This is a genomic window from Arcticibacter tournemirensis, assembly GCF_006716645.1.
In the GTDB taxonomy this organism is placed as follows: domain Bacteria; phylum Bacteroidota; class Bacteroidia; order Sphingobacteriales; family Sphingobacteriaceae; genus Arcticibacter; species Arcticibacter tournemirensis.
In genome coordinates, this window is sequence record NZ_VFPL01000001.1 from 460601 (window position 1) to 479646 (window position 19046).

Genomic DNA, 19046 nt, shown 5'->3' on the forward strand with positions numbered 1-19046 from the left:
GTTTTAATTAGCTTAAAAAATATCCTATTGCCGCTGACAACAGGGTGAAGAAAACGAATGCGACTACAGCACTTTTAATACTCTCAGTAAATACTCTGCGACCCTTAAAATGATGCTGATATTCTTCGTAGGTGATCAAATAAGCCATTAAACCTGCTATAATTCCAAGGCCTGTGCCTATCAGTAGGAAGAACCGAAACTGCATGATTACTTCTATTTATCCATCGGTACAATAAACAAAGGCACCTGTGAATCACGCAATATGCCTTCTGCGATACTGCCTTCCAGTAAACGGTTGAGGCCTTTCCGGCCATGCGTACCCGCGACGATCAGATGTGCATCCCATTCCCGCGCCATTTGTAATACCACATCATGTACCTCACCCTCCGGCGCGAAATATTCCGTTTCGACACCTTTGCCGTAATCCTTCGCCAAGCCATGCAGGAATTTTTCGGCATCTTTTTTTGCTGTGTTTTCGGCATCGTCAGGAAAAATTCCAGCATCGACATTCCCTTCCGTTTTGGCCGGTTCGAGCGCGTCGATCAGTCCGATCTTTACTTTGGCCCCTAACTGCCTTGCCAGTTCAAAACCATATTTGACGGCTTTGATGGCGGAGGGGCTGTCGTCCGCTACGATCAATATTCTTTCGTATTTCATATTTTAAGATTTAAATGGTTCTTGCTAACAGGATGCCCATATAAGTCGCCAGAAACCCCAAAACAATACTACCTAAAGTGTATAAGAGCATTGTGAATAGTTGGTGGTCACTGACCAATTGCACGTTCTCAAAAGAGAACGAGGAAAAAGTTGTATACCCCCCGCAGATACCTGTTACCAGGAACAACCGCCAGTTGAGGGCCTGATCGCCGAATTTTCCTAAATAAAAGACCAGGAAACCGATCAGAAAACAGCCGGTCACATTAACGAGAAAAGTGCCATAGGGCAATACGGAAGTAACCCTGTCGGTGAGCCAGCGGTTAACGAGAAAGCGGGCCACGCTGCCCAAACCGCCGCCTAAAAAGATGATCGCGATAATTTTCATATTTGCCAGAATTCGACCGCTTTAAAGACGATCATTTTACCTTTTAACAGCGCCGCATGCTTTTCGCAAAATGCTTCCAGTTTGGATTTTTCATCGATCAGCTCCACGCACATGGCCAGGTCTTCGTTGGCCAGCTCTACGTGATGGCCGCTGATCTTCCCGTGCAGGGAATAGCCATGATGCGTCTGGTAAACCGTCGCATTTATTAAATGGTCATCTTTTGCATATTTCACCAATTCTCGGTAAAGCTGCCGCGAACGCAGGCGGTGCAACAGATTTTCAGCTTGTACCTTCTCTTTGGGCTGCACATAGATCTGTAGTTTACCGTAGATATGTTCCGTGATCTTACTCATCTTTTTTGCGTTTAGTGGTGATGCCGTATTTGCTCATTTTCTGGTGCAGGTAACCGCGCCGTTTCATGGCTTCGGAAAGTGACGCTTCATCGGCATATTCATCGGCAAATATTTTGGGTACCGCGATGCGCTGCGCGCTGTAAATGCCGGAATGTCCGCTGAAAAAATATGCCGTAAAGCAGGCTACCGCAAACAGCAAAGCATGTTCGCCGCCAAATAGTTCTATACCCATTACCGTACAGGCTAATGGTGTGTTGGTGGCCCCGGCAAATACTGCTATAAAACCAAGTGCCGCAAATAAACTCACAGGAGCATCCAATAAGCCCGACAAGGTATTGCCTAATGTAGCACCGATATAGAATAATGGTGTTACTTCGCCGCCTTTAAAACCTGTCCCGAGCGTTATCGTAGTGTAAATGGTTTTCCAAAGCCAGCTAAACGGATCTGAACCACCAGTGTGAAAGGCCGAAGGAATGGTGATCGCTCCGGCATGTTCGGCATCAACGCCTAAACTCAGGTAGTCCGGCTTGCCGTTCAGATAATACAGACCGATGATCAGCAGGCCACCGAATACCGGGATCATCCATTTGTGCTTAAAGATCTTGCCGCAGATCATTTTGATCTCATGTACCATACCTGCGAAAAGATAGCTGGCTAAACCAAATGCTGCCGAGGCCAGGATCACTTTACCCAACAACAACAAATCGAAATGAAAAATATCCGATACCACAAATGGTGCGGCAACGGGTAATGCTTCGATTTGGTAATGTACGTGGGTAACGTGCCAAGCCGAAACCGTCATATCGCCAACAATAGCAGCGATCAGTGCCGGTAATAAGGCATCATACTGGATTTTTCCGATGGTCAGCACTTCCATCGCGAAGATCGCACCGGTCAGCGGCGTGCCGAATACGGCTCCGAAACCCGCAGCCACGCCCGCCGTTAAGACCATGCGCATATCAATGCCCTTTAATTTGAACCAGCCGCCGAACATCGAAGCGATGCTGCCGCCGATCTGTACTGCCGTACCTTCACGGCCTGCCGAGCCGCCGAACAGGTGGGTGATCACCGTCGTTAACAGGATGATCGGTGCCATGCGTTTGGGAACACCGCCGCCAGCCTGGTGAATCTCGTCCATAATAAGGTTGTTACCCCTTTCCGAAGATTTACCAACGGATTGATAAATGAAGTGGATCAGCACACCTGCCAGCGGGAGCAGGAACAGCAGCCAGAAGTGTGCAAAACGGAAATGGATAGCTGCGCCTAATATCCAAAGGAAAAAGGCAATAGCGCTTCCGATCATCAGCGCAATAGGGATGACCAGTACCGTCCATTTGAACAGGTGTTTAATGATGGTGTAATGTTCCCTCAAGTGGATCGTTCGGTTGTTTTCGGGTTCGGTTGTCATGCGTTTAATTTGGGTTTGATTTCTTGTTGATAGCGGTCGATACTCTCGCTGATAATCTTTAAGGCCGTTTCCCGGCCTTTGAAGCCCAGCACATCGACCCTTTTATTTTCCAGTTTTTTGTAGTCCTCAAAAAAATTACGGAGTTCGTGTTCAGTATGAGGCGGCAGGTCGCCGATATCTTTGATGTGATCCAGCGATATATCATTGGCCGCCACAGCAATGATCTTATCGTCAGGCTCGGATTGATCCTCCATGTGCATGACACCGATCACCCGCGCATCCAATATGGACAGCGGTATTAATTCTTCGGAACAAATCACGACGATATCAAGCGGATCATTGTCGAGGTAGTAAGTTTGCGGCACGAGTCCGTAGTTGGCCGGGTAATGCACAGCGGAATAAAGTACTCTGTCGAGCATGAGCATTCCGGTAGGCTTATGCAATTCATATTTACACCGGCTACCCTTGGCAATTTCGATCACTACCTTGACAATACCAGGCGCATCTTTGCCCAGTTCAATATCGTGCCATGGATGTATATTACTCATAATGCTTTATTTAAACCCTTTGAAAGTGCTTTTCCCTGCAAATCTGCCTTTGATGCAAAGTTCTTCTTCAATTCGCAATAGCTGATTAAATTTGGCAACGCGCTCTGAACGGCAACCGCTGCCGGTTTTAATGTGACCGGCGTTGGTAGCCACCACGAGATCAGCAATGGTCGTGTCTTCAGTTTCCCCGCTGCGGTGGGAGATAAAGCAGTTATAATTGTTCTTTTGGGCCAGTTCAACAGCCTGCAATGTTTCCCAGACTGTGCCGATCTGATTCAGTTTAATTAATACACTGTTCGCGATTCCTGCGCTAATGCCTTCCTGTACAATGGCAGGATTGGTACAAAAGATATCATCACCAACCAGTTCGATGCGGTTTCCCAGTTTTTCGGTCAGGGATCTCCAGCCTTTCCAGTCGTTTTCCCCGAGGCCATCTTCCAGCGAAATGATAGGATATTTATCGATCCATGATGACCAAAGTTCGATCAATTCATCAGAGGTGTAATGCTGACCGGTGCTTTTGAACAGGCTGTATTTGCCATCTTTCCATAGCTCACTTGCAGCGGGGTCAAGGCATATAGAAATGTCGTTTCCCGGCTCGTAACCTGCCTGGATAATGGCCTCCATTATTACTTCTATAGCTTCCTCATTTGATCTCAGATTTGGTGCAAATCCTCCTTCATCACCGACAGCCGTAGCGTAGCCTTTTTTACCCAGCAGCGACTTCAGACTGTGAAATACTTCTTCTCCCATCCGAATGCTTTCCTTGAAGGTAGGGGCATTATGTGGCGCGATCATAAATTCCTGGAAGTCTACATTGTTATCGGCATGATGACCACCATTGATCACATTCATGCAGGGTACAGGCAATAAGTATTCATCCCGCGCGATCAGTTGCCGGTAAAGAGGGATTTGGTTTGATGTCGCGGAAACCCTTGCAAAGGCGATAGAGGCCGCCAATAACGCATTTGCGCCCAGTCTGGATTTATTAGGTGTGCCATCCAGTTCGATCAGCTTTTTGTCGAAAGCCTCCTGGCTTTCAAATTCATTTCCGCTGATGGTATCGTTAACTTCTTTATTCAATCCGCCCACCGCAATTTCCACGCCTTTGCCCTTATAACGCTTTGGGTCATTGTCGCGCAGTTCAACGGCTTCTTTTTCACCGGTGCTGGCACCCGATGGAGATATACCGCGCGCAATACTGCCATCAGCTAAAGTGATTTCTGCCTCTACGGTTGGATTTCCTCTTGAATCCAGTATTTCCCTGGCTTTGATCTTTTGAATTTTCATAGATTATTATTTTTAGATAAGCTTATCTGTTAATATTTCGAGTTGTTTAAATAAGTTTTCATATCGTTTCCTTAGCGATTCGTCAATTTCGCCATGGCCTTTCAACCGGTCAAAAGGGGCACCGGTAACATCTTCCCAAATAAAGGAAGCCTTGGTTGTCAGCAAGTGCTTTAAACTAACTGATTCACCTTCGAGACCATAGGTTTTCACGATATCCCGGAGTACTTTTCGGATCTCGGCGGCGGTATTTTGAAATGATTGAAACTCATCTTCATTCAGGTCATATTCAAGCGTCAATAGTTCACCGGGTTGCTGATTCGCTTTGGCATAGGTAACTGTAGCTTCCATATCCCGGAGCTTTTCTTCGATCACATATACAGTTGACCGGAAAGATCTTTGCTGGCTTTCTGACAGTGCTTTCATCTCAGGCTTTAATTAAAAGGTTAGCATAAATATTCGGTATGGAGCTTTGCAGGATCGCTTGCTGAACCTCTTCCAGCGTATAGCTGACCCGGATAATGTCCGCAACAGGCAGTGGCCCTTTATCGTTTAGCGTTAACATCAGATAAGCGGCCCGATTATTCCCGTCTTTAGATTTACCGACAGATCCGGCATTTATAGCAAGTTTAGACTGGCCAAAATATTTGATATAAGGACGATGTGTATGGCCCATGATAAGTACATCTGCGACATAATCATCCATCAGATCAAGTAATGTATCCTCTGGAAAATCTTCAAAAACGTATTCACTGACACTTCTCGGACTCCCGTGGGTTAACAAAATATTCGTTTGATGATGCTCTAAACGGATAAACTTCGGGAGGGAACGCAGAAATTCCCTGTTTTCATCCGATAGCGCTGAATTGGTAAACGCAATGGCTTTTAACCCGGCTTTATGTTCCTCATTTGTTTTAAAAGAGAAATCAAATTCAGTTTTGTTCAAACCGATGGACAGGTCATGATTACCACAAAGCGTAGGTATGTTTTCTGCCCTGATCAGTTCGATCACCTCATTTGGCCAAGGTGCGAAATTGACCAGATCGCCGAGACAATAGATACGATCAATCTGCCGGCTGGTAATATCCCGAAGCACAGCCTGCAATGCGGGCAGGTTGCCATGTATATCGCTGATCACTGCTATGTTCATAATATAAAATATTTGAGGTTCACAAAAACTGTACAGATGGCCGCGGTCCGCATGATGGCAATGATCATGTCCTGCCACCACTTACTGCGCCGCTCATACCAACGTTCCAAGCGTTCCGGCAGCCAAAGAATACAGCAGATCGCCATGATAGTGCCCAGCACATTGCCAGCCAGTACATCACTTACATAAGCCCACCCCAAGTAAATACGGGAATACATCAGCAGCAGCGCAACCAGCCAAAAAATAAAGGCGTATTTGAAACTTTCCGTAAAACACCAGGATAAATAAATGGCGAGACAGGTGACTACCGCAGCTTGAACAGAAGGAAAATTGAGTTCCGGCTGAACTGCCGAATTTGCTAATACAGACGTAACCGGAGCTTTCCAATGCTGAAAGTGGTTATATTGAATAGTGATACAGGCATACCAGGAAAAGAGTGAAGCCAAGATCGCGGTAAGGGAATATGCAGGTGCACGTCTTGCCAGCGCAATGACGACACCCGAAGTTACGATATAACTGCAGCTGCCTTGTGCGACCCAAAATAAAGGATGATCTAACCAGCTGATATGGAAAGAGTTAAGCAATATAGTGCTTTGAGAATTGCCATAACATATCAATAATATGATCAGCTGAAGCCAGATCAAAGCCATCAGCAAGAAGAACAGTCCAAATCCCTGGCTAAAAAACGATCTCGAAAAAAGGATGTTTATTGCTTTCACCTACAAAAAATTTAATGGTCGGACCACAGTCCTCCCGGTCATTTTGTAGGCGTCATCAGCACGAGGCGGTTATTTTAAACGGAAGAACACCATTTCCGTTGAATAATATGACAAATGTAGGAAATTTAATTTCATAACAAAAAATCAATCGGTTTTACGCGTTCAATTAATACATTATATTCTTTTAACCTCAATTATCTCTGACTGTTAACAAACCAAAATAGTAGGTCGACGTTATTGCTTTAATAATAATAAGATTATGCCCAACAAGTATTTCAAGCCGCACGAATCATTCGACCTTAACTCACACAAGTACGATGTTGGTATATTGACAGGATTAAAAGATGGTTACGAAGACAATCTATTTATTAAAAAGGTACTTGAACTGCCGGAGCTTGAATACGAGTCGTATTATCTATACCACCTCGATTACTTTTTAAGCAAGGAGCCACAGGGTGAACAGGAGTTTTTTTCTTTTGTTTGGCAGATCGTTTTAAGGCGTATTAACTACCTCGAAATTAAAGACCCTTTTAATTCGAGCCATGCTTTGGATGTGGAGATAATAGAAAAACTTTTGCACTTTCAAAAATACCTACGTTCAATTGACCAGTGGGATACCCAAAGAACACTACCCGAAATTATTGCCGACCAGCAGGAGACGATCAGGAAACAACAAGAAGAAATTGCAGCTTTAAAGGATGAAGTCAAAGCCGCAAAGAAATTAGAAACCCAGGAGTTTATCAATATTGCAGACGGTTACCTATTAACTTTTTTAGATATATGCCTGCAAATCCAGGATGATACCTTATTGCCTGATGGCAAAAAAGAATTGGTTTTATCACAAACACAAATTGTGTGGTGCAAGATGATCGCTAAGTATTTCAGGGAGGGCGGTAACGAGATAAGCCTCGAAACCATACGTCGGTATTTCCCCGCAGACAGGAAAAATCCCGGTAGCAAGTATGCTAAAATTCCACCACAGTTAAAGCTGTTCCAACTGAAACCCGCTAAAAAGCGCAGTTGAAACTCATACAACTTAACTATACTTACCGCTACTTCCTCTAACTCCTAACAGGCTATATTTCAATACCCTACAAGCTTGCTTTAAGTTGCCAAAAACACCTTCAATTTAACCACGCAAATCTGCATGGTCACGCACGCGCTGTTTTTCTCTTTTCATTTGCTGCATGGAGATAATAAACCAAGAAGCCCTAAGCCGGTGTGTCAGGGATGCAGTAAGGGCAGAATTACAAGAGCATTTTAACGCAGGTAGAAACCCGCCACAGGATGAACGGCTATTATCCAAACAAGAACTGTCCGAGGAGTTAAGCGTGTCATTAGTCACGCTTACCGACTGGATGAAAAAGGGGCTACCCTATTTGCGCCTGCATAAGCGGGTGTATTTTAAAAAGAGCGAGGTGCTCAAAATCATGCAACAAAAAACTAAAGATCAAGGAGGAAAAGATGAACGTTGAATTAATCACATGGGAAGATTTGAAGCGGTTTAAAAATGAAATGTTGACCGAAATTAAAAGCTTGTTAAAGCCCGGTCAGGGTCAAAGTAAACAATGGTTGAAAAGCTACGAAGTCAGGAAGCTGTTAAATATTTCGCCTGGCACTTTACAGAATTTAAGGGTTAATGGAACGCTACGTTATACCAAAATCGGCGGGCTGCTATATTACAAAAAAGAAGACATTGAAAAGCTTTTAGAAGGCGAGGACAAATAAGGTTCTGCCAGCAGAACCCAAAGCAAATCTTTGGACGAACAGCGGCGCAGCGTACCGCTCGCGGTATAGCTGCATAGCTGTATATCCGGCCAAAGGCCGTTAACGAAAATCATTTGCCGATAAGAAGCAAGTTTGTGTTTTTGTTCCACAAAAACTCCCCCAAGCCTTCGGCAAGGGGGCAAACTTGCTTTTTGCGCCCGTTGGTTGCAAAAAGGAAAAAAGACAGAAAAGGGATTGGGTAAGACAGATTGTAGGGTATGGAAACAGGATTGAAAGATACGGTTGGGATAGTACCAAGTAAACCGAAACATAAAGGCGGCAGGCCGAAAATAGCTATCAAACGGGAGGCTTTTATCAGGGTTAGGTTAACCGCCACGGAGCATTTTGTTATAGCCGGTAGAGCCAAAGAAGCAGGTATGAAAATCAGCGATTGGTTCAGGTCGGCAGCTAAAGCCGCGAGAGTTGTAGCTCGGTTAAATCCCGAAGATATGCAGATCATGCGGATGCTTACAGGGATGGCTAACAACCTCAACCAGCTAACAAAGTTAGCGCATAAAGATGGCTTGTTATCGGTAGCCCGTAAGTGTGATGGATTGCTAACCGAGATAGATCAGGCACTAAAATATTTCAATAGCGATGATAGGTAAGGTTCCTAAACCCGGTAAAAGCTTTGGCGGCTGTATAGAATATAACGTGCTTAAAAAAGATGCCGTTACACTTTATGCGGATGGTGTTCGCATCGACAAGATTGCGCACACTATAAACGATTTTAACATGCAGCGTAAAATGAACCCCGGCTTAGGTCAGGCGGTTGGTCACATTGCTTTGAGTTGGAGTCCAAACGACAAGGATAAGTTGAACGATGAGAAAATGGTGGAGATCGCTAAAGAGTATTTGCAGAAAATGAAAATACAGGACACCCAGGTATTAATGGTAAGGCATAAGGACAAAGAGCATCCCCACCTGCACATCGTTTACAACCGGGTAAACAATCAGGGTAAAACCATATCCGACAAGTTCCAGCATTACAACAACCTAAAGGTAAGCAAACAGCTCACTTTAAAATACGGTATGTACATGGGTAAAGGTAAAGAACAGGTTAACCGCCCACAATTGAAAGGCATTGATAAGTTAAAGTACGAATTGCACGATACATTAAAAGCCGCCATCAAAAAAGTGGGCAGTATTATAGAACTGAAAAACGAACTGGCTAAACAAGGTATTGACACTTACTTTAAATTTAAGGGTGGTACAACCGAGATACAAGGTATTAGCTTCGGTAAGGGTAAATACAAATTCAAAGGTTCGGAGATTGACCGCAGTTTAAGTTACGGCAAAATAACCCAGGCGATACAGCAAAATGTACAACAACGCCAGTCCGAACAGGTACAGCATAAACAGTTTGTTAGCGACCTGAAAGCTGCCACGCAATCGCAAATCCCAGCGTTCCCTCCGCAGCAAAAAATGGGTGGCAAATCGCTACTCGACATATTGTTTGCACCGGACTATGTTGAGCCGGTGCCATACATACCCGACACCGACGAGCGCAAGAAAAAGCGCAAAAAGCCAAGTCAAAGCTATAATGTAAGCAGGTAATATTAATAATTTAAGACAATGGAAAATCACGAAGAAAATAACATACAACAGGAGATCATTGATAGCCTGGCTAAAAAAATGACAGACCTCGAAAAAAGGCAGTCTAAAATTGACGAGCTTAATTTAACTGCCCTTCCATCAAAAATAGAGGATTTGGAAACAAAGATTGGTGAAACGGCAGAAATGAAAACTTTGGAAAACAGTAAACAACTGGAACGGTTCGGTGGTCAGTTAAACAGGTTTGATGCAAAACTGGATGCTATACCTAAAGCAATCCCCATCAAGCATGAGTTTGAACCCAAATCGCGGTTAGTGATTAAAACTGTGTTAGGGCTTATTCTTTGTATTTGTGTTTTACTTGCCATCGGGATAAACCTGTATTTGGAGAACAATAAGCGAAGCGATGCAACCAATAAATATCTGTTACTACGTGGATTTTACCCTGATATAACCCGGCAGATCGATAGTGCTTACAATAATAATCCTGATAGCCTCATCAAAAAAGCACAGTCCAAGATTGATGAGCGGGAAACAGTGTCCCAGGCTGCAATTGAAGCAAAGCAAGCCGCCGAGGAGAGTAAAGCAGCTAATGATAAGTTGAGAAAGCTAAGAGGTAAATTTACCACCACGAGTAAACACAAAAAATAGCTATCAATAGTTTGGTAGCGGTTGTATCATACCCGTGTACAGAAATACGCCTAAATTCGCTATTTTGAAAATACTTAATTCTTAAATACACAGCCATGAATTTAGAACGGTATCAATATCTAAACAGCAATGACTACCACGATTACGAATTTTGGAGCGAGGGACCAAAAGGACGTATTCGCAAAATGGTTACGTTTTCGCGTATTCCGAATACCGACCCGGCTATATACAATTTGGCATTCGGTGACCTTAATTCCATTACTGGTGAGTTGGACGATACAGTTATCAGCAATAATGAGGATAGGCAGATCGTATTAGCTACAGTCGCAAATACAATTGCAGAATTTTGCGACCGGCATGGTAACCATTACATTTATGCTAAGGGTAGCACGGCTTCCCGTACAAGGCTGTACCAAATGGGTATTACAAGTTTATGGGAAGAAATCAGCATGGATTTTGAAGTGTACGGGCTTAAAGATGATGACTGGAAAGAATTTGCGCCAAACAGTTTTAACTACGGTGGCTTTTTGGTAAAGCGTAAGTAATTGATTAAATTTGAATTATTAAAAGAAAGGGGGCAATGATGTCAACGACAACAAACAACTTATCTATAAAAAAAGGCTTCGGCACTGGTACGGTTAGCGAACAGGTTAAAAGTCACGCCAACGATCCTTTTGTGATTAAAAAGGTAGAGGAAGCTACTAAGACTTTACAACGGGTTGGTTTACCAGGCACAAAAAAGAAATGAGCACACCTAACAATAGATTAAAGGCTGGGTGTAAATCTGGCCTTTTTTGTTTCGCGTAACTATTTTTTATCCTTCAATAATTCCACTTTTTCCTTTTCACTGGCTAATAACCGCTCATAAAGCGATTTATTTTCTTCAAAAAGTTCAACAAGTTTTTCTATCGGATTGAAATTAAATTGGTGACCTACATTCGCCCCATGATTATTTGAGCCTTCATAATTGTTTTGAATGTTATATATCACGGCTTCATCGCTATAATTTTTAATAGCTTCAGCAGATACACCTAAAACGGCAGCTATTTTACTCAAAGCATCATCCTCTACCTCTGCACTTTGCTCAATCTTAGAAACAGCTTGTTGACTGATACCAAGCTCTAAAGCTAAAGCTTCCTGTTTCATGCCACGTAATTCGCGTATGCGGCTTATTTTTCTTCCGATGTGTAATGCTGTTTCTGCCATAGCCCAAAAGTAATGTGATAATTGTAAATGTACAAAACAACGGGCAGATTGTAAAACACAACCTGTTATGGTTCGGTACGCTACAAGCATACGCCAATTTTGATAAACAATCAAAATTATGGCTATGAACAGACAAAACTTAAATCTTACTACGCCCCAATATAACAAGCTTATTGAGGTCATTAATTCGCTCGTTACCAAGTACAACGTGGAATACATCTATTGCTTCGGCTGTTTAAATGAAGTTAGATCAGCGGCCAGTTGTTTTATAGAAGATGTTACAATAGCTGATACCCACTATTTTTTATTGATGCTCACTACAGATATTACACGCATTGAACATTCGGTGCAGGATCATGTAACTGGTGCATTTCCAGAAATGAACATTACCATACTTGTTCATGCCATTGAAACGGTGACTAATGAAATAAAGCAGGGTAATCGTTTTTTTAATGCGGTTTGCCGGGATGGTTTGCAGATGTATTCTTTTAACGGCCTACGTTTGAATACAGATTTCCCAAATCTAAATCCATCTACTACATTAAGCAGGGCACAAAAACATTACGAACACAGGGAAGGTATGGCTTTAGGTTTCCTACAATCGGCCAGCACCTGCTTAGAACACGGCTATTACAACAATTGCGTATTCCAGTTGCACCAAGCCATCGAGCAAGCCTGTATTATGGTTATCCGTATCTATATGGGCTACCGTTCTGATATGCACAACCTTGCCCGGCTGATCAATTTATGCAGGTGCTTTTCGGATGAACCGTTTGAACTATTTCCCAGGAAGACAGCAGAAGAAAAACGGCAATTTCAGATACTGATACGAAGCTATTCGGAAACCCGATATAAAGATGAATATCAAATTGATAGTGCCGATGCTGATAAACTATTTACTCAGGTAGTAGAATTTCTTAACCTAATCAAAATACTCTGTAATAACAGGTTAGAGCAATATCGTAACGAAGTGCCAACAGTTATCAGTTTATTAGAAAATCATCCTGCCGAACCGGTATCGTAAAAACGCAAAAGCATCATGAAAAAAAATATAAGACCGGGCATCATTTTGCCAAAGGACACTTTTTTCTATACCATTTCATTGGAAAGCAGGCAGGGTTTAACACGGGAAATGCTTGAACTGCACTATCCGGTACCAAAGGGGCGCAAAGTTTACATGGGTAATCATGTAGAGTATAAGGGTTTCAAAAATGCGCTAATATCTGTAGAAGCCAAGTTATCCGATGGTTCTGAAAATATATTATACCTGCATGTCGGGTTAACGGAATTAGATATAGCCTGTACGTGTGGTATGCCGGGTGAGAAGCTTTGTTTTCATGGCTTTATGACTTTGCACAATCTCGCATGGTTCCGACGATTAGAGCTGGAAGATTATTATTGGCCGGGGATAGTTGATGATGATAAAATAAAAGATAAGTTCCTTACAACGGAGGTAACCAAAAATTGGATAAAAATCACCCCTAAAGAAAAGTATGGTAACATCTTTAAATCCAATATCGGTTTTGCGGAGCGGGAGCGGTTTTCGCTAACAACACCCGCTAAAACGTTAGCTTTTCCCCACGGAGGACAAGAGGCCATCGCTTATTGTATTGCCTACAATTTAGGTGAGCACCATGTGCATCTGCCCATCTTGATGGCATGTTTAGGGATTACGAGCAAGCAGGGCAACGATATTGTAAGCTTTAAACAATTCAACCATCAAAAGAAGCTGATACCAAACGTTTCTTATACGGCCAATCAGCAAATGCTTAATACTATAAGCCTGCAACAGCACGATATTGCAAAACGGCAATACGGTATGGCCGGTGAGGAGAAAAAACAAGAATCGCAAAGCCTAAAACAAGCAATGCTCACCTTGTGGGAGCAGGCCATTCCATTGCTTTTAAAGGAAAGATATATCTATAGATATTATACTTACTGGCTAAGGTATTTGAGGAGCAAGCCACGGAAATCGGATATGCGAGATTGTAAATACAGTTTGGAAAGACCTGTATTAAGTTTTCAATTGAAAATGTATCAAGATCATTTCGCTTTAGAAGCCATAGTGACGGTAAATGGTAACCCGTTACAATTTAAGAACAAACCACCACTTTTTGTATTTGATAAGGCTACCGATTTGATTTACTTGATGGCTTCGGTTCAGGATGATGATTTATTGCGCTGGATGTTATTACACAATAATCGGTTGACCATTCTTAAACAACATTTCAGGGAATTTCAGGATACCTTTTTCGCCGAATTGAGTACTTTTTATCTGGTACATTTCATTGACCCAAATAGCAAAAAGATTGAGCCATACGATTACAACAACATTACAAATTATCTATCAATGTGATTTGTCATGGAAAAGGAAGAATTTAAAGAGCTATCACCTAAAGAAATAAAGGACTTGCAATATGGGTTAAGGCACTTATTTGTAAACTACCCTTATGATGAACTAAAAAAGATAATTTGGGAGCTATACCGCGGTTGGGTTTACAATTCAGCGGAATCGGTCACAGGCGAAGAAATTACTAACATGTTATTGTTTTATGAAGGGTTCAATTTATTTCTGGACGACCTTTATGAATATTGCGAGTATCTAAACAGGACAGTGCTAAAAAAGGACGATGAAGATAAATAGGAAGCAAGTTGCATGAATAATGTCTACTGGCGTGTGCGGCAAGCACCTACGTGCCTACGGCGCCAGCCTCTCCGCCTATACAGGAGTGAAGTTCGTTCCTCACAACACACCTGTTTTTCTCTCCTGTTGAAAAGAAAATCCCAATTTCACCGCGTAGGCAAAGTTACCGACCGCCGGATTAAAAGTAAAGGCTATACAAGCGAAGCATTTGTGTTTTGTTTTTTAGCGGTGCTTCGGCCTTGACATTTAATCCGGCTCGCGCTTTTGGTGCCTAAGCGTTGAAAATGGGATGGTATGTGAATAGACAACAATAGGCAAATTACACATTATCCGCGCAGATTTTACATATAATTAGAAATTTGCTTTTCTTGCCTTTTAATCCTTATCTTTATAACGGTATCTACAGATGCCAGCCGCCCACTGTTGCGAAGCTGTATCAGCACTGTATCTAAAGTTATTGGAAACTTTTTTCTCACATGTGAGGAATGGTTTGTGGGCGACATTTTTTCTTGTGAGGTTAAAAGCAAATCCATGAACAATAAAAAACCTACCCTCGCTTTTATAAAGCGTCAAGCCAAGAATTTAAAAAGGAAGAACAGTATAACCCATACGCAGGCTCTCGAAATAATCGCCAAAGATTTCGGGTTCTCCAACTGGAAACATTGCCAGCGATCACTTAATGAACAGCCAGCCGCTGAAATACCACCAATCAAAGAGCAAATAGAGGTAAGTTTTACTGATTGGCTTAAAAAGCACCAAAACAGGGATACCCCTCTCGGAGATTTGGCTAAGGACATGCTTGGCGACAGGTCATGGCCGTTATACGACACGCTTGAAGCATACAGAAGTTATTTAAGCTCACACAGGGCCTCTATACCTGCAATGCAAACTTTAGAACGTGTATGGAAAAGTTATAAAGCCTTTTTACGGAGAGCAAAAGTACCCCGTCCAAACATTCCGGCCGTAAGAAAACCAGTCGTTAAAAATCACGACTTGCGAAAAATTGTGAGTATTAAAGGAGTAATTCCGCGCCACTATAATGTACGAACAGTGGAGAAATTTGAAGTTGGCGACAAGGCATGGATTTCATGGGGCGGGAAAAAGGCCATCCCGGTTACGATTGTTGATGTTGATTTAAGGCATTATTCAGTGAGGACAGAGCGACCATTAACTAAAGCAGGAAGCGTTCATTCCTTATTTTTAGATGAAGTACGAAGTACCCCGGAATTGGCTTGTATCAACCACGTCACACTATAAGGAACTTAAAGGCTCTCGTTTTACGGGAGCCTTTTCGGTATATTTCAATCCTAATTACAGAATGCCCGAAATGATTTGACAATCATAACTGTTTGATAATAAGGTGTTTTATAATTGAAAAACATTTATTATATTTGTATAACAAGTTCATTGACTATTACTTATACGGATAAACAGACCACAAAAGCAATCAAACAAAGGCGTATTAAATGTGCCCTATTCGGTGCCCGATACTGTTTATTTCCGATATAACTTATTGAATATCATAGATTTAAGTGGCCTGATAATCATCCTGCCATCCCGACATCAAGGACCCCCAAATAGGTTCAAAACCCTCTAAATTGTATGATTTAGAGGGTTTTTTTACGATTAGAGGAACAGGTGCTAACGTCAAGTTGGTAGAGATAAGGGAGATTGATAGAAACAGCCTGGCCAACGATAATCATGAACGGGGATCTCCAATGTATTGATCTTTAAAGTTTGGTTATTAGATCACATTTCTCTGAGCGAATGAAGGAACAGCGCCGGTATGTTTATGTCCACTCTGGAAATTGAGAGGTATTCAGATCTAAAGCTTCAATTGCTTTCATTTCAGACTTGCTAAGCTTAAAGTCGAAAATGTTTAAATTCTCAATCATATGTGCTCTTTGAACAGTTCTGGGTATAGCAACTACTCCACGTTGGTAATGCCACCTTAAACTTACCTGAGCATTGCTTTTATTGTGAATTTTTCCAATATCAGCCAAAGTTTGATTAGTAAAAAGTCCGTTTCTACCTTCTGCAAATGGTGCCCAGGCTTCCATTTGTACTCCGTTTTTCTTCAAATCATTATAGGAGTCCATCTCATGAAAGAAAGCATGAGTTTCGATTTGATTTACTGCGGGTTTAGTTTTAGCCACTGACATTAAGTCGTTATATTGAGCCGGGGTGAAATTACTTATTCCAATAGCTTTTATTTTACCCTCTTTGTAAAGCTCTTCCATCATTCTCCACGAACCCTTAAAATCTCCTCTTGGTCGATGAATCAAGTATAAATCTAAGTAATCTGTGCCCAGTTTTTTTAAAGAGGTTTCAAAAGCCATTTTTGCCTTTTCATACCCGGCGTCATCTACCCAAACTTTTGAAGTTATAAAAAGTTCTTCTCTTTTTATACCACTTTGTTTAATTCCTGCCCCAACAAATTCTTCGTTTCCGTATCTGCTTGCCGTATCGAAAAGGCGATACCCTACAGAAATAGCTTCAGCCACAGAACGTTTACATATATCACCTCTTAATGAATAAGTGCCAAAGCCAAGAATTGGCATAAGTAAACCGTTATTTAATTTAACGGTTGGAACTGAGCTCTTGTTTTTTTTAGGATTTGAAGCGCTATATGCTTTATTGCCCAAAAAGGGTAAAAAGATTGCAGAAGTTGCAAGTACTGCACTTTTTTGTAAAAAATCGCGGCGTTTAATTTGGTTTTGTTTGTTCTTGGTATCCATAATGTTTTATTAGTTCGGGTTTATTTTCACTGCCTAACAGTCTGCAACTCACTTTTACTGCTATAAATGTAGAAATATATTCTCGTTAAAGAATAACTATGAGAATGAATTACATGTTATCGACAGCAGACGGACATTGCGCTACCCCTTCACATCTTTCTCCATAGATGCTATACTGGTAGTCAACGGTTGTCTGATATACCCAGGGAAAGACTTCAATGCCTCGCTGAGCCTCTTCAGGTTCTGCCTCGCTTCCTGCGTATGCTGATTTTCAAGCAGGTAATGGTTGTAGTGCTGAGCAAGAAATACAAACCGCACCCGGTTTAAAAGGTCCAGCGTTTCGGTATTAATTAAGCGTTCAATCTCTTCATAAACCTTCTTCCTGCTCTCCAGTTCGGCCATTGCCCTGCCGGCACGCTGTACGTCGCCTTGATAGTGATCGTTCGAAAGGTTCTTTGCAACTATCAAAGTGCCGGGAATGAGATATTCAAGCCTTGTTCCAAGCAGTTCGAGTTCCCTGGCATAGGTATTCCTTCCCGGCTCGGCATAACTCCCGTCCGATACCCGGCTGAACCGGTCGTTAAGGATGTTTAGGTGGGAACGCAGGAATATTTCCATGCAACAGGTTTCGCCAGCAAGTCTGGCAATATTGGCGGCATGAATAATCGGAGCATTATCCATACTGCAACCGCCTATTACTATCCGTTTTCGCTTTAGAGCCAGTGCAGCAGAGGGCGATATGTATTTCTCTACATAGCTTTCTAACTCGTTCATAGAACTATGGCGTACGGTGTCCTTTTCCGAAACCTCTTTGTATGCCGCATTTAAAAGCGTGCGGAATTCCTCTGTTTTTGAAAGCGTGTCATCCACATACCTTGTCCTGGCCTCTTCCCAGGCATTAAAATCTTTATAATACTGCTCGATGCTACTTTGACTTGTATCGTTTTTCCATTCGGGCTTACCAGGAAAATTATGAGTCAGCTTAATCAGCTTACCAATAATGGGATTAACACCGTAACTAAACAATCTGGTATTGTTGGTAGCGACCTTGGTGAAAATAGTGGTGTTTGTATCTATCAGATGATCTGTGTACCGGATACAGGTAACTGCAGCAAGAGGCAGCGGTTGCGGCTTTAACTCCTTTCTGATAAACAGAGCACAGATGCTTTCCTCACTATAGCTTGTCTTGGGGAAATGAGTGTACACCCATTTGCCGCTTAAATTCCGGGTGTAGTTTTCCGGATCTTTAGTCTCTACAGTTGAAAGACGGTCCCTGCCCATTTCGAGCGGATAGAAGGAAACTCCCCGGGCTGTCTTCGACTTAATAAAGTAAGCGGTGTCAACTTTCTCCTTCTCCTTCAGAAGTGCAGCTACCGTCTTCCATCCCGCATTCCCGTCAATAAGCTTCTTTATTCGGGCTACATTTATTCCTTCTACTTCCAGATATGCCGCCACGCCCTGTGGAACCGTAAAGAGAGTTTTGCTCGCTGCATTTGGATCAAAGCTTTCATTTTTTAATTCGATCTCTTTTTTAAGCCGCTTCATTGCCTGTTCAGAGTACAAAAGTTTGGAGGGGTCGTCTCCATCGCCTTTGATGGGCTTGAATGAAAAAAGGAGAACAGGGAGTGTGAGAATGCAAATTATAGGAGTGTTTAGCTTTTTCATGCGACCGGTTTTAGGTTAAGATGACAATTATAGAAATTTTCCATAAGATTTAAATTTAGAAATATTGTCTCCAGGCTACAACAGCAATGAATTTGGGGCCTTTCAGCAGACGGCATTTTTGTGCCAGTAAAAGAGAGGTGAAAGTTGGTAAAAAACCTATAGAGTGCCTGACAAATGCCTGACCAATCCCTGATCTCGTCAGCATCTCATCAGACTCTTGTCAGCATCATGTCAGACTCTCGTCAGACTTTAGTCTGACATGATGCTGATGAGATACTGACGAGATGCTGATATGATGCGGCACTGGTAAGGGT

General features: G+C 42.4%; 24 protein-coding genes and 1 riboswitch. Of the genes, 12 read left to right on the top strand and 12 right to left on the bottom strand.

Going from position 1 to position 19046, the window contains the following annotated elements; all coding sequences use genetic code 11:
- Window positions 1–213 precede the first annotated feature (213 nt).
- Genes BDE36_RS01965 through BDE36_RS02005 form a run of 9 tightly spaced genes read right to left on the bottom strand, consistent with a single transcriptional unit; the run spans window position 214 to window position 6507 of the window.
- The gene (locus BDE36_RS01965) at window positions 214–657 is read right to left on the bottom strand and encodes a universal stress protein (RefSeq protein WP_141813538.1); all 444 of its coding nucleotides are present in this window, start codon (window positions 655–657) and stop codon (window positions 214–216) included.
- Window positions 658–667: 10 nt separating this feature from the next.
- Window positions 668–1042, bottom strand: a complete 375-nt coding sequence (crcB, locus tag BDE36_RS01970) for a fluoride efflux transporter CrcB (RefSeq protein WP_141813539.1) — start codon at window positions 1040–1042, stop codon at window positions 668–670.
- The gene (locus tag BDE36_RS01975) at window positions 1039–1395 is read right to left on the bottom strand and encodes a DUF190 domain-containing protein (RefSeq protein WP_141813540.1); all 357 of its coding nucleotides are present in this window, start codon (window positions 1393–1395) and stop codon (window positions 1039–1041) included. Before BDE36_RS01975 ends, crcB begins: the two co-directional genes overlap by 4 nt.
- A complete protein-coding gene (locus tag BDE36_RS01980; RefSeq protein WP_141813541.1) occupies window positions 1388–2803 on the bottom strand; it encodes a voltage-gated chloride channel family protein in 1416 nt (471 codons plus the stop codon). Before BDE36_RS01980 ends, BDE36_RS01975 begins: the two co-directional genes overlap by 8 nt.
- Window positions 2800–3351, bottom strand: a complete 552-nt coding sequence (locus BDE36_RS01985; protein WP_202618105.1) for an inorganic diphosphatase — start codon at window positions 3349–3351, stop codon at window positions 2800–2802. Before BDE36_RS01985 ends, BDE36_RS01980 begins: the two co-directional genes overlap by 4 nt.
- A gap of 6 nt (window positions 3352–3357) precedes the next feature.
- Window positions 3358–4641: a phosphopyruvate hydratase gene (gene eno / locus BDE36_RS01990; protein WP_141813542.1), complete on the bottom strand. Its 1284-nt coding sequence runs from the start codon at window positions 4639–4641 to the stop codon at window positions 3358–3360.
- Between the two features lie 12 nt (window positions 4642–4653).
- Entirely contained in the window at window positions 4654–5064 is a 411-nt protein-coding gene (locus BDE36_RS01995; RefSeq protein ID WP_141813543.1) for a hypothetical protein, read from the bottom strand.
- Between the two features lies 1 nt (window position 5065).
- Window positions 5066–5788, bottom strand: coding sequence for a metallophosphoesterase family protein (locus BDE36_RS02000; RefSeq protein ID WP_141813544.1), 723 nt, complete (start codon window positions 5786–5788; stop codon window positions 5066–5068).
- On the bottom strand, window positions 5785–6507 hold the full coding sequence (locus tag BDE36_RS02005; protein ID WP_141813545.1) for a phosphatase PAP2 family protein: 723 nt from the start codon (window positions 6505–6507) through the stop codon (window positions 5785–5787). Before BDE36_RS02005 ends, BDE36_RS02000 begins: the two co-directional genes overlap by 4 nt.
- A gap of 39 nt (window positions 6508–6546) precedes the next feature.
- Window positions 6547–6613, bottom strand: a riboswitch (Fluoride riboswitch).
- A gap of 153 nt (window positions 6614–6766) precedes the next feature.
- Here BDE36_RS02005 and BDE36_RS02010 point away from each other — a divergent pair.
- The 8 genes from BDE36_RS02010 (at window position 6767) to BDE36_RS23865 (ending at window position 11227) form a co-directional block, all read left to right on the top strand.
- Window positions 6767–7531 (top strand): hypothetical protein, encoded by a 765-nt coding sequence (locus tag BDE36_RS02010; RefSeq protein WP_141813546.1) that lies wholly within the window; start codon window positions 6767–6769, stop codon window positions 7529–7531.
- Window positions 7532–7694: 163 nt separating this feature from the next.
- Complete coding sequence (locus BDE36_RS02015; protein ID WP_141813547.1) at window positions 7695–7982, top strand: helix-turn-helix transcriptional regulator; 288 nt, start codon at window positions 7695–7697, stop codon at window positions 7980–7982.
- Entirely contained in the window at window positions 7972–8235 is a 264-nt protein-coding gene (locus tag BDE36_RS02020) for a helix-turn-helix domain-containing protein (RefSeq protein ID WP_141813548.1), read from the top strand. Before BDE36_RS02015 ends, BDE36_RS02020 begins: the two co-directional genes overlap by 11 nt.
- A 257-nt stretch (window positions 8236–8492) precedes the next feature.
- Entirely contained in the window at window positions 8493–8882 is a 390-nt protein-coding gene (locus tag BDE36_RS02025) for a plasmid mobilization protein (protein ID WP_141813549.1), read from the top strand.
- Entirely contained in the window at window positions 8872–9831 is a 960-nt protein-coding gene (locus BDE36_RS02030) for a relaxase/mobilization nuclease domain-containing protein (RefSeq protein WP_141813550.1), read from the top strand. Before BDE36_RS02025 ends, BDE36_RS02030 begins: the two co-directional genes overlap by 11 nt.
- An 18-nt stretch (window positions 9832–9849) precedes the next feature.
- The gene (locus tag BDE36_RS02035) at window positions 9850–10479 is read left to right on the top strand and encodes a hypothetical protein (protein ID WP_141813551.1); all 630 of its coding nucleotides are present in this window, start codon (window positions 9850–9852) and stop codon (window positions 10477–10479) included.
- A 95-nt stretch (window positions 10480–10574) separates the two neighbouring features.
- Complete coding sequence (locus tag BDE36_RS02040; RefSeq protein ID WP_141813552.1) at window positions 10575–11024, top strand: DUF6934 family protein; 450 nt, start codon at window positions 10575–10577, stop codon at window positions 11022–11024.
- Between the two features lie 35 nt (window positions 11025–11059).
- Window positions 11060–11227: a hypothetical protein gene (locus tag BDE36_RS23865; protein ID WP_170205906.1), complete on the top strand. Its 168-nt coding sequence runs from the start codon at window positions 11060–11062 to the stop codon at window positions 11225–11227.
- 59 nt (window positions 11228–11286) lie between these two features.
- Here BDE36_RS23865 and BDE36_RS02045 read toward each other — a convergent pair whose 3' ends face one another.
- Window positions 11287–11685, bottom strand: coding sequence for a helix-turn-helix domain-containing protein (locus BDE36_RS02045; RefSeq protein ID WP_141813553.1), 399 nt, complete (start codon window positions 11683–11685; stop codon window positions 11287–11289).
- A 124-nt stretch (window positions 11686–11809) separates the two neighbouring features.
- Between BDE36_RS02045 and BDE36_RS02050 the strand changes: the two genes are divergently transcribed.
- The 4 genes from BDE36_RS02050 (at window position 11810) to BDE36_RS02065 (ending at window position 15586) form a co-directional block, all read left to right on the top strand.
- Window positions 11810–12709 carry a HEPN domain-containing protein gene (locus tag BDE36_RS02050; protein ID WP_161987517.1) on the top strand — a complete coding sequence of 300 codons (900 nt, stop codon included), beginning with the start codon at window positions 11810–11812 and terminating at the stop codon, window positions 12707–12709.
- A 15-nt stretch (window positions 12710–12724) separates the two neighbouring features.
- Window positions 12725–14041: a hypothetical protein gene (locus BDE36_RS02055; RefSeq protein ID WP_141813555.1), complete on the top strand. Its 1317-nt coding sequence runs from the start codon at window positions 12725–12727 to the stop codon at window positions 14039–14041.
- Between the two features lie 6 nt (window positions 14042–14047).
- Window positions 14048–14329 (top strand): hypothetical protein, encoded by a 282-nt coding sequence (locus BDE36_RS02060; RefSeq protein ID WP_141813556.1) that lies wholly within the window; start codon window positions 14048–14050, stop codon window positions 14327–14329.
- 531 nt (window positions 14330–14860) lie between these two features.
- Window positions 14861–15586, top strand: coding sequence for a YozE family protein (locus tag BDE36_RS02065; RefSeq protein WP_141813557.1), 726 nt, complete (start codon window positions 14861–14863; stop codon window positions 15584–15586).
- Window positions 15587–16119: 533 nt separating this feature from the next.
- Here the strand turns inward: BDE36_RS02065 and BDE36_RS02070 are convergent.
- Window positions 16120–17067 carry an aldo/keto reductase gene (locus BDE36_RS02070; protein ID WP_128768088.1) on the bottom strand — a complete coding sequence of 316 codons (948 nt, stop codon included), beginning with the start codon at window positions 17065–17067 and terminating at the stop codon, window positions 16120–16122.
- Window positions 17068–17208: 141 nt separating this feature from the next.
- On the bottom strand, window positions 17209–18732 hold the full coding sequence (locus BDE36_RS02075; protein WP_141813558.1) for a hypothetical protein: 1524 nt from the start codon (window positions 18730–18732) through the stop codon (window positions 17209–17211).
- Between the last annotated feature and the right edge of the window lie 314 nt (window positions 18733–19046).

Coding starts and splice junctions, on each gene's coding strand:
- BDE36_RS01965 (WP_141813538.1), bottom strand. CDS start 657: ATGAAATACGAAAGAATATTGATCGTAGCGGACGACAGCCCCTCCGCC.
- crcB (WP_141813539.1), bottom strand. CDS start 1,042: ATGAAAATTATCGCGATCATCTTTTTAGGCGGCGGTTTGGGCAGCGTG.
- BDE36_RS01975 (WP_141813540.1), bottom strand. CDS start 1,395: ATGAGTAAGATCACGGAACATATCTACGGTAAACTACAGATCTATGTG.
- BDE36_RS01980 (WP_141813541.1), bottom strand. CDS start 2,803: ATGACAACCGAACCCGAAAACAACCGAACGATCCACTTGAGGGAACAT.
- BDE36_RS01985 (WP_202618105.1), bottom strand. CDS start 3,351: ATGAGTAATATACATCCATGGCACGATATTGAACTGGGCAAAGATGCG.
- eno (WP_141813542.1), bottom strand. CDS start 4,641: ATGAAAATTCAAAAGATCAAAGCCAGGGAAATACTGGATTCAAGAGGA.
- BDE36_RS01995 (WP_141813543.1), bottom strand. CDS start 5,064: ATGAAAGCACTGTCAGAAAGCCAGCAAAGATCTTTCCGGTCAACTGTA.
- BDE36_RS02000 (WP_141813544.1), bottom strand. CDS start 5,788: ATGAACATAGCAGTGATCAGCGATATACATGGCAACCTGCCCGCATTG.
- BDE36_RS02010 (WP_141813546.1), top strand. CDS start 6,767: ATGCCCAACAAGTATTTCAAGCCGCACGAATCATTCGACCTTAACTCA.
- BDE36_RS02015 (WP_141813547.1), top strand. CDS start 7,695: ATGGAGATAATAAACCAAGAAGCCCTAAGCCGGTGTGTCAGGGATGCA.
- BDE36_RS02020 (WP_141813548.1), top strand. CDS start 7,972: ATGAACGTTGAATTAATCACATGGGAAGATTTGAAGCGGTTTAAAAAT.
- BDE36_RS02025 (WP_141813549.1), top strand. CDS start 8,493: ATGGAAACAGGATTGAAAGATACGGTTGGGATAGTACCAAGTAAACCG.
- BDE36_RS02030 (WP_141813550.1), top strand. CDS start 8,872: ATGATAGGTAAGGTTCCTAAACCCGGTAAAAGCTTTGGCGGCTGTATA.
- BDE36_RS02035 (WP_141813551.1), top strand. CDS start 9,850: ATGGAAAATCACGAAGAAAATAACATACAACAGGAGATCATTGATAGC.
- BDE36_RS02040 (WP_141813552.1), top strand. CDS start 10,575: ATGAATTTAGAACGGTATCAATATCTAAACAGCAATGACTACCACGAT.
- BDE36_RS23865 (WP_170205906.1), top strand. CDS start 11,060: ATGATGTCAACGACAACAAACAACTTATCTATAAAAAAAGGCTTCGGC.
- BDE36_RS02045 (WP_141813553.1), bottom strand. CDS start 11,685: ATGGCAGAAACAGCATTACACATCGGAAGAAAAATAAGCCGCATACGC.
- BDE36_RS02050 (WP_161987517.1), top strand. CDS start 11,810: ATGAACAGACAAAACTTAAATCTTACTACGCCCCAATATAACAAGCTT.
- BDE36_RS02055 (WP_141813555.1), top strand. CDS start 12,725: ATGAAAAAAAATATAAGACCGGGCATCATTTTGCCAAAGGACACTTTT.
- BDE36_RS02060 (WP_141813556.1), top strand. CDS start 14,048: ATGGAAAAGGAAGAATTTAAAGAGCTATCACCTAAAGAAATAAAGGAC.
- BDE36_RS02065 (WP_141813557.1), top strand. CDS start 14,861: ATGAACAATAAAAAACCTACCCTCGCTTTTATAAAGCGTCAAGCCAAG.
- BDE36_RS02070 (WP_128768088.1), bottom strand. CDS start 17,067: ATGGATACCAAGAACAAACAAAACCAAATTAAACGCCGCGATTTTTTA.
- BDE36_RS02075 (WP_141813558.1), bottom strand. CDS start 18,732: ATGAAAAAGCTAAACACTCCTATAATTTGCATTCTCACACTCCCTGTT.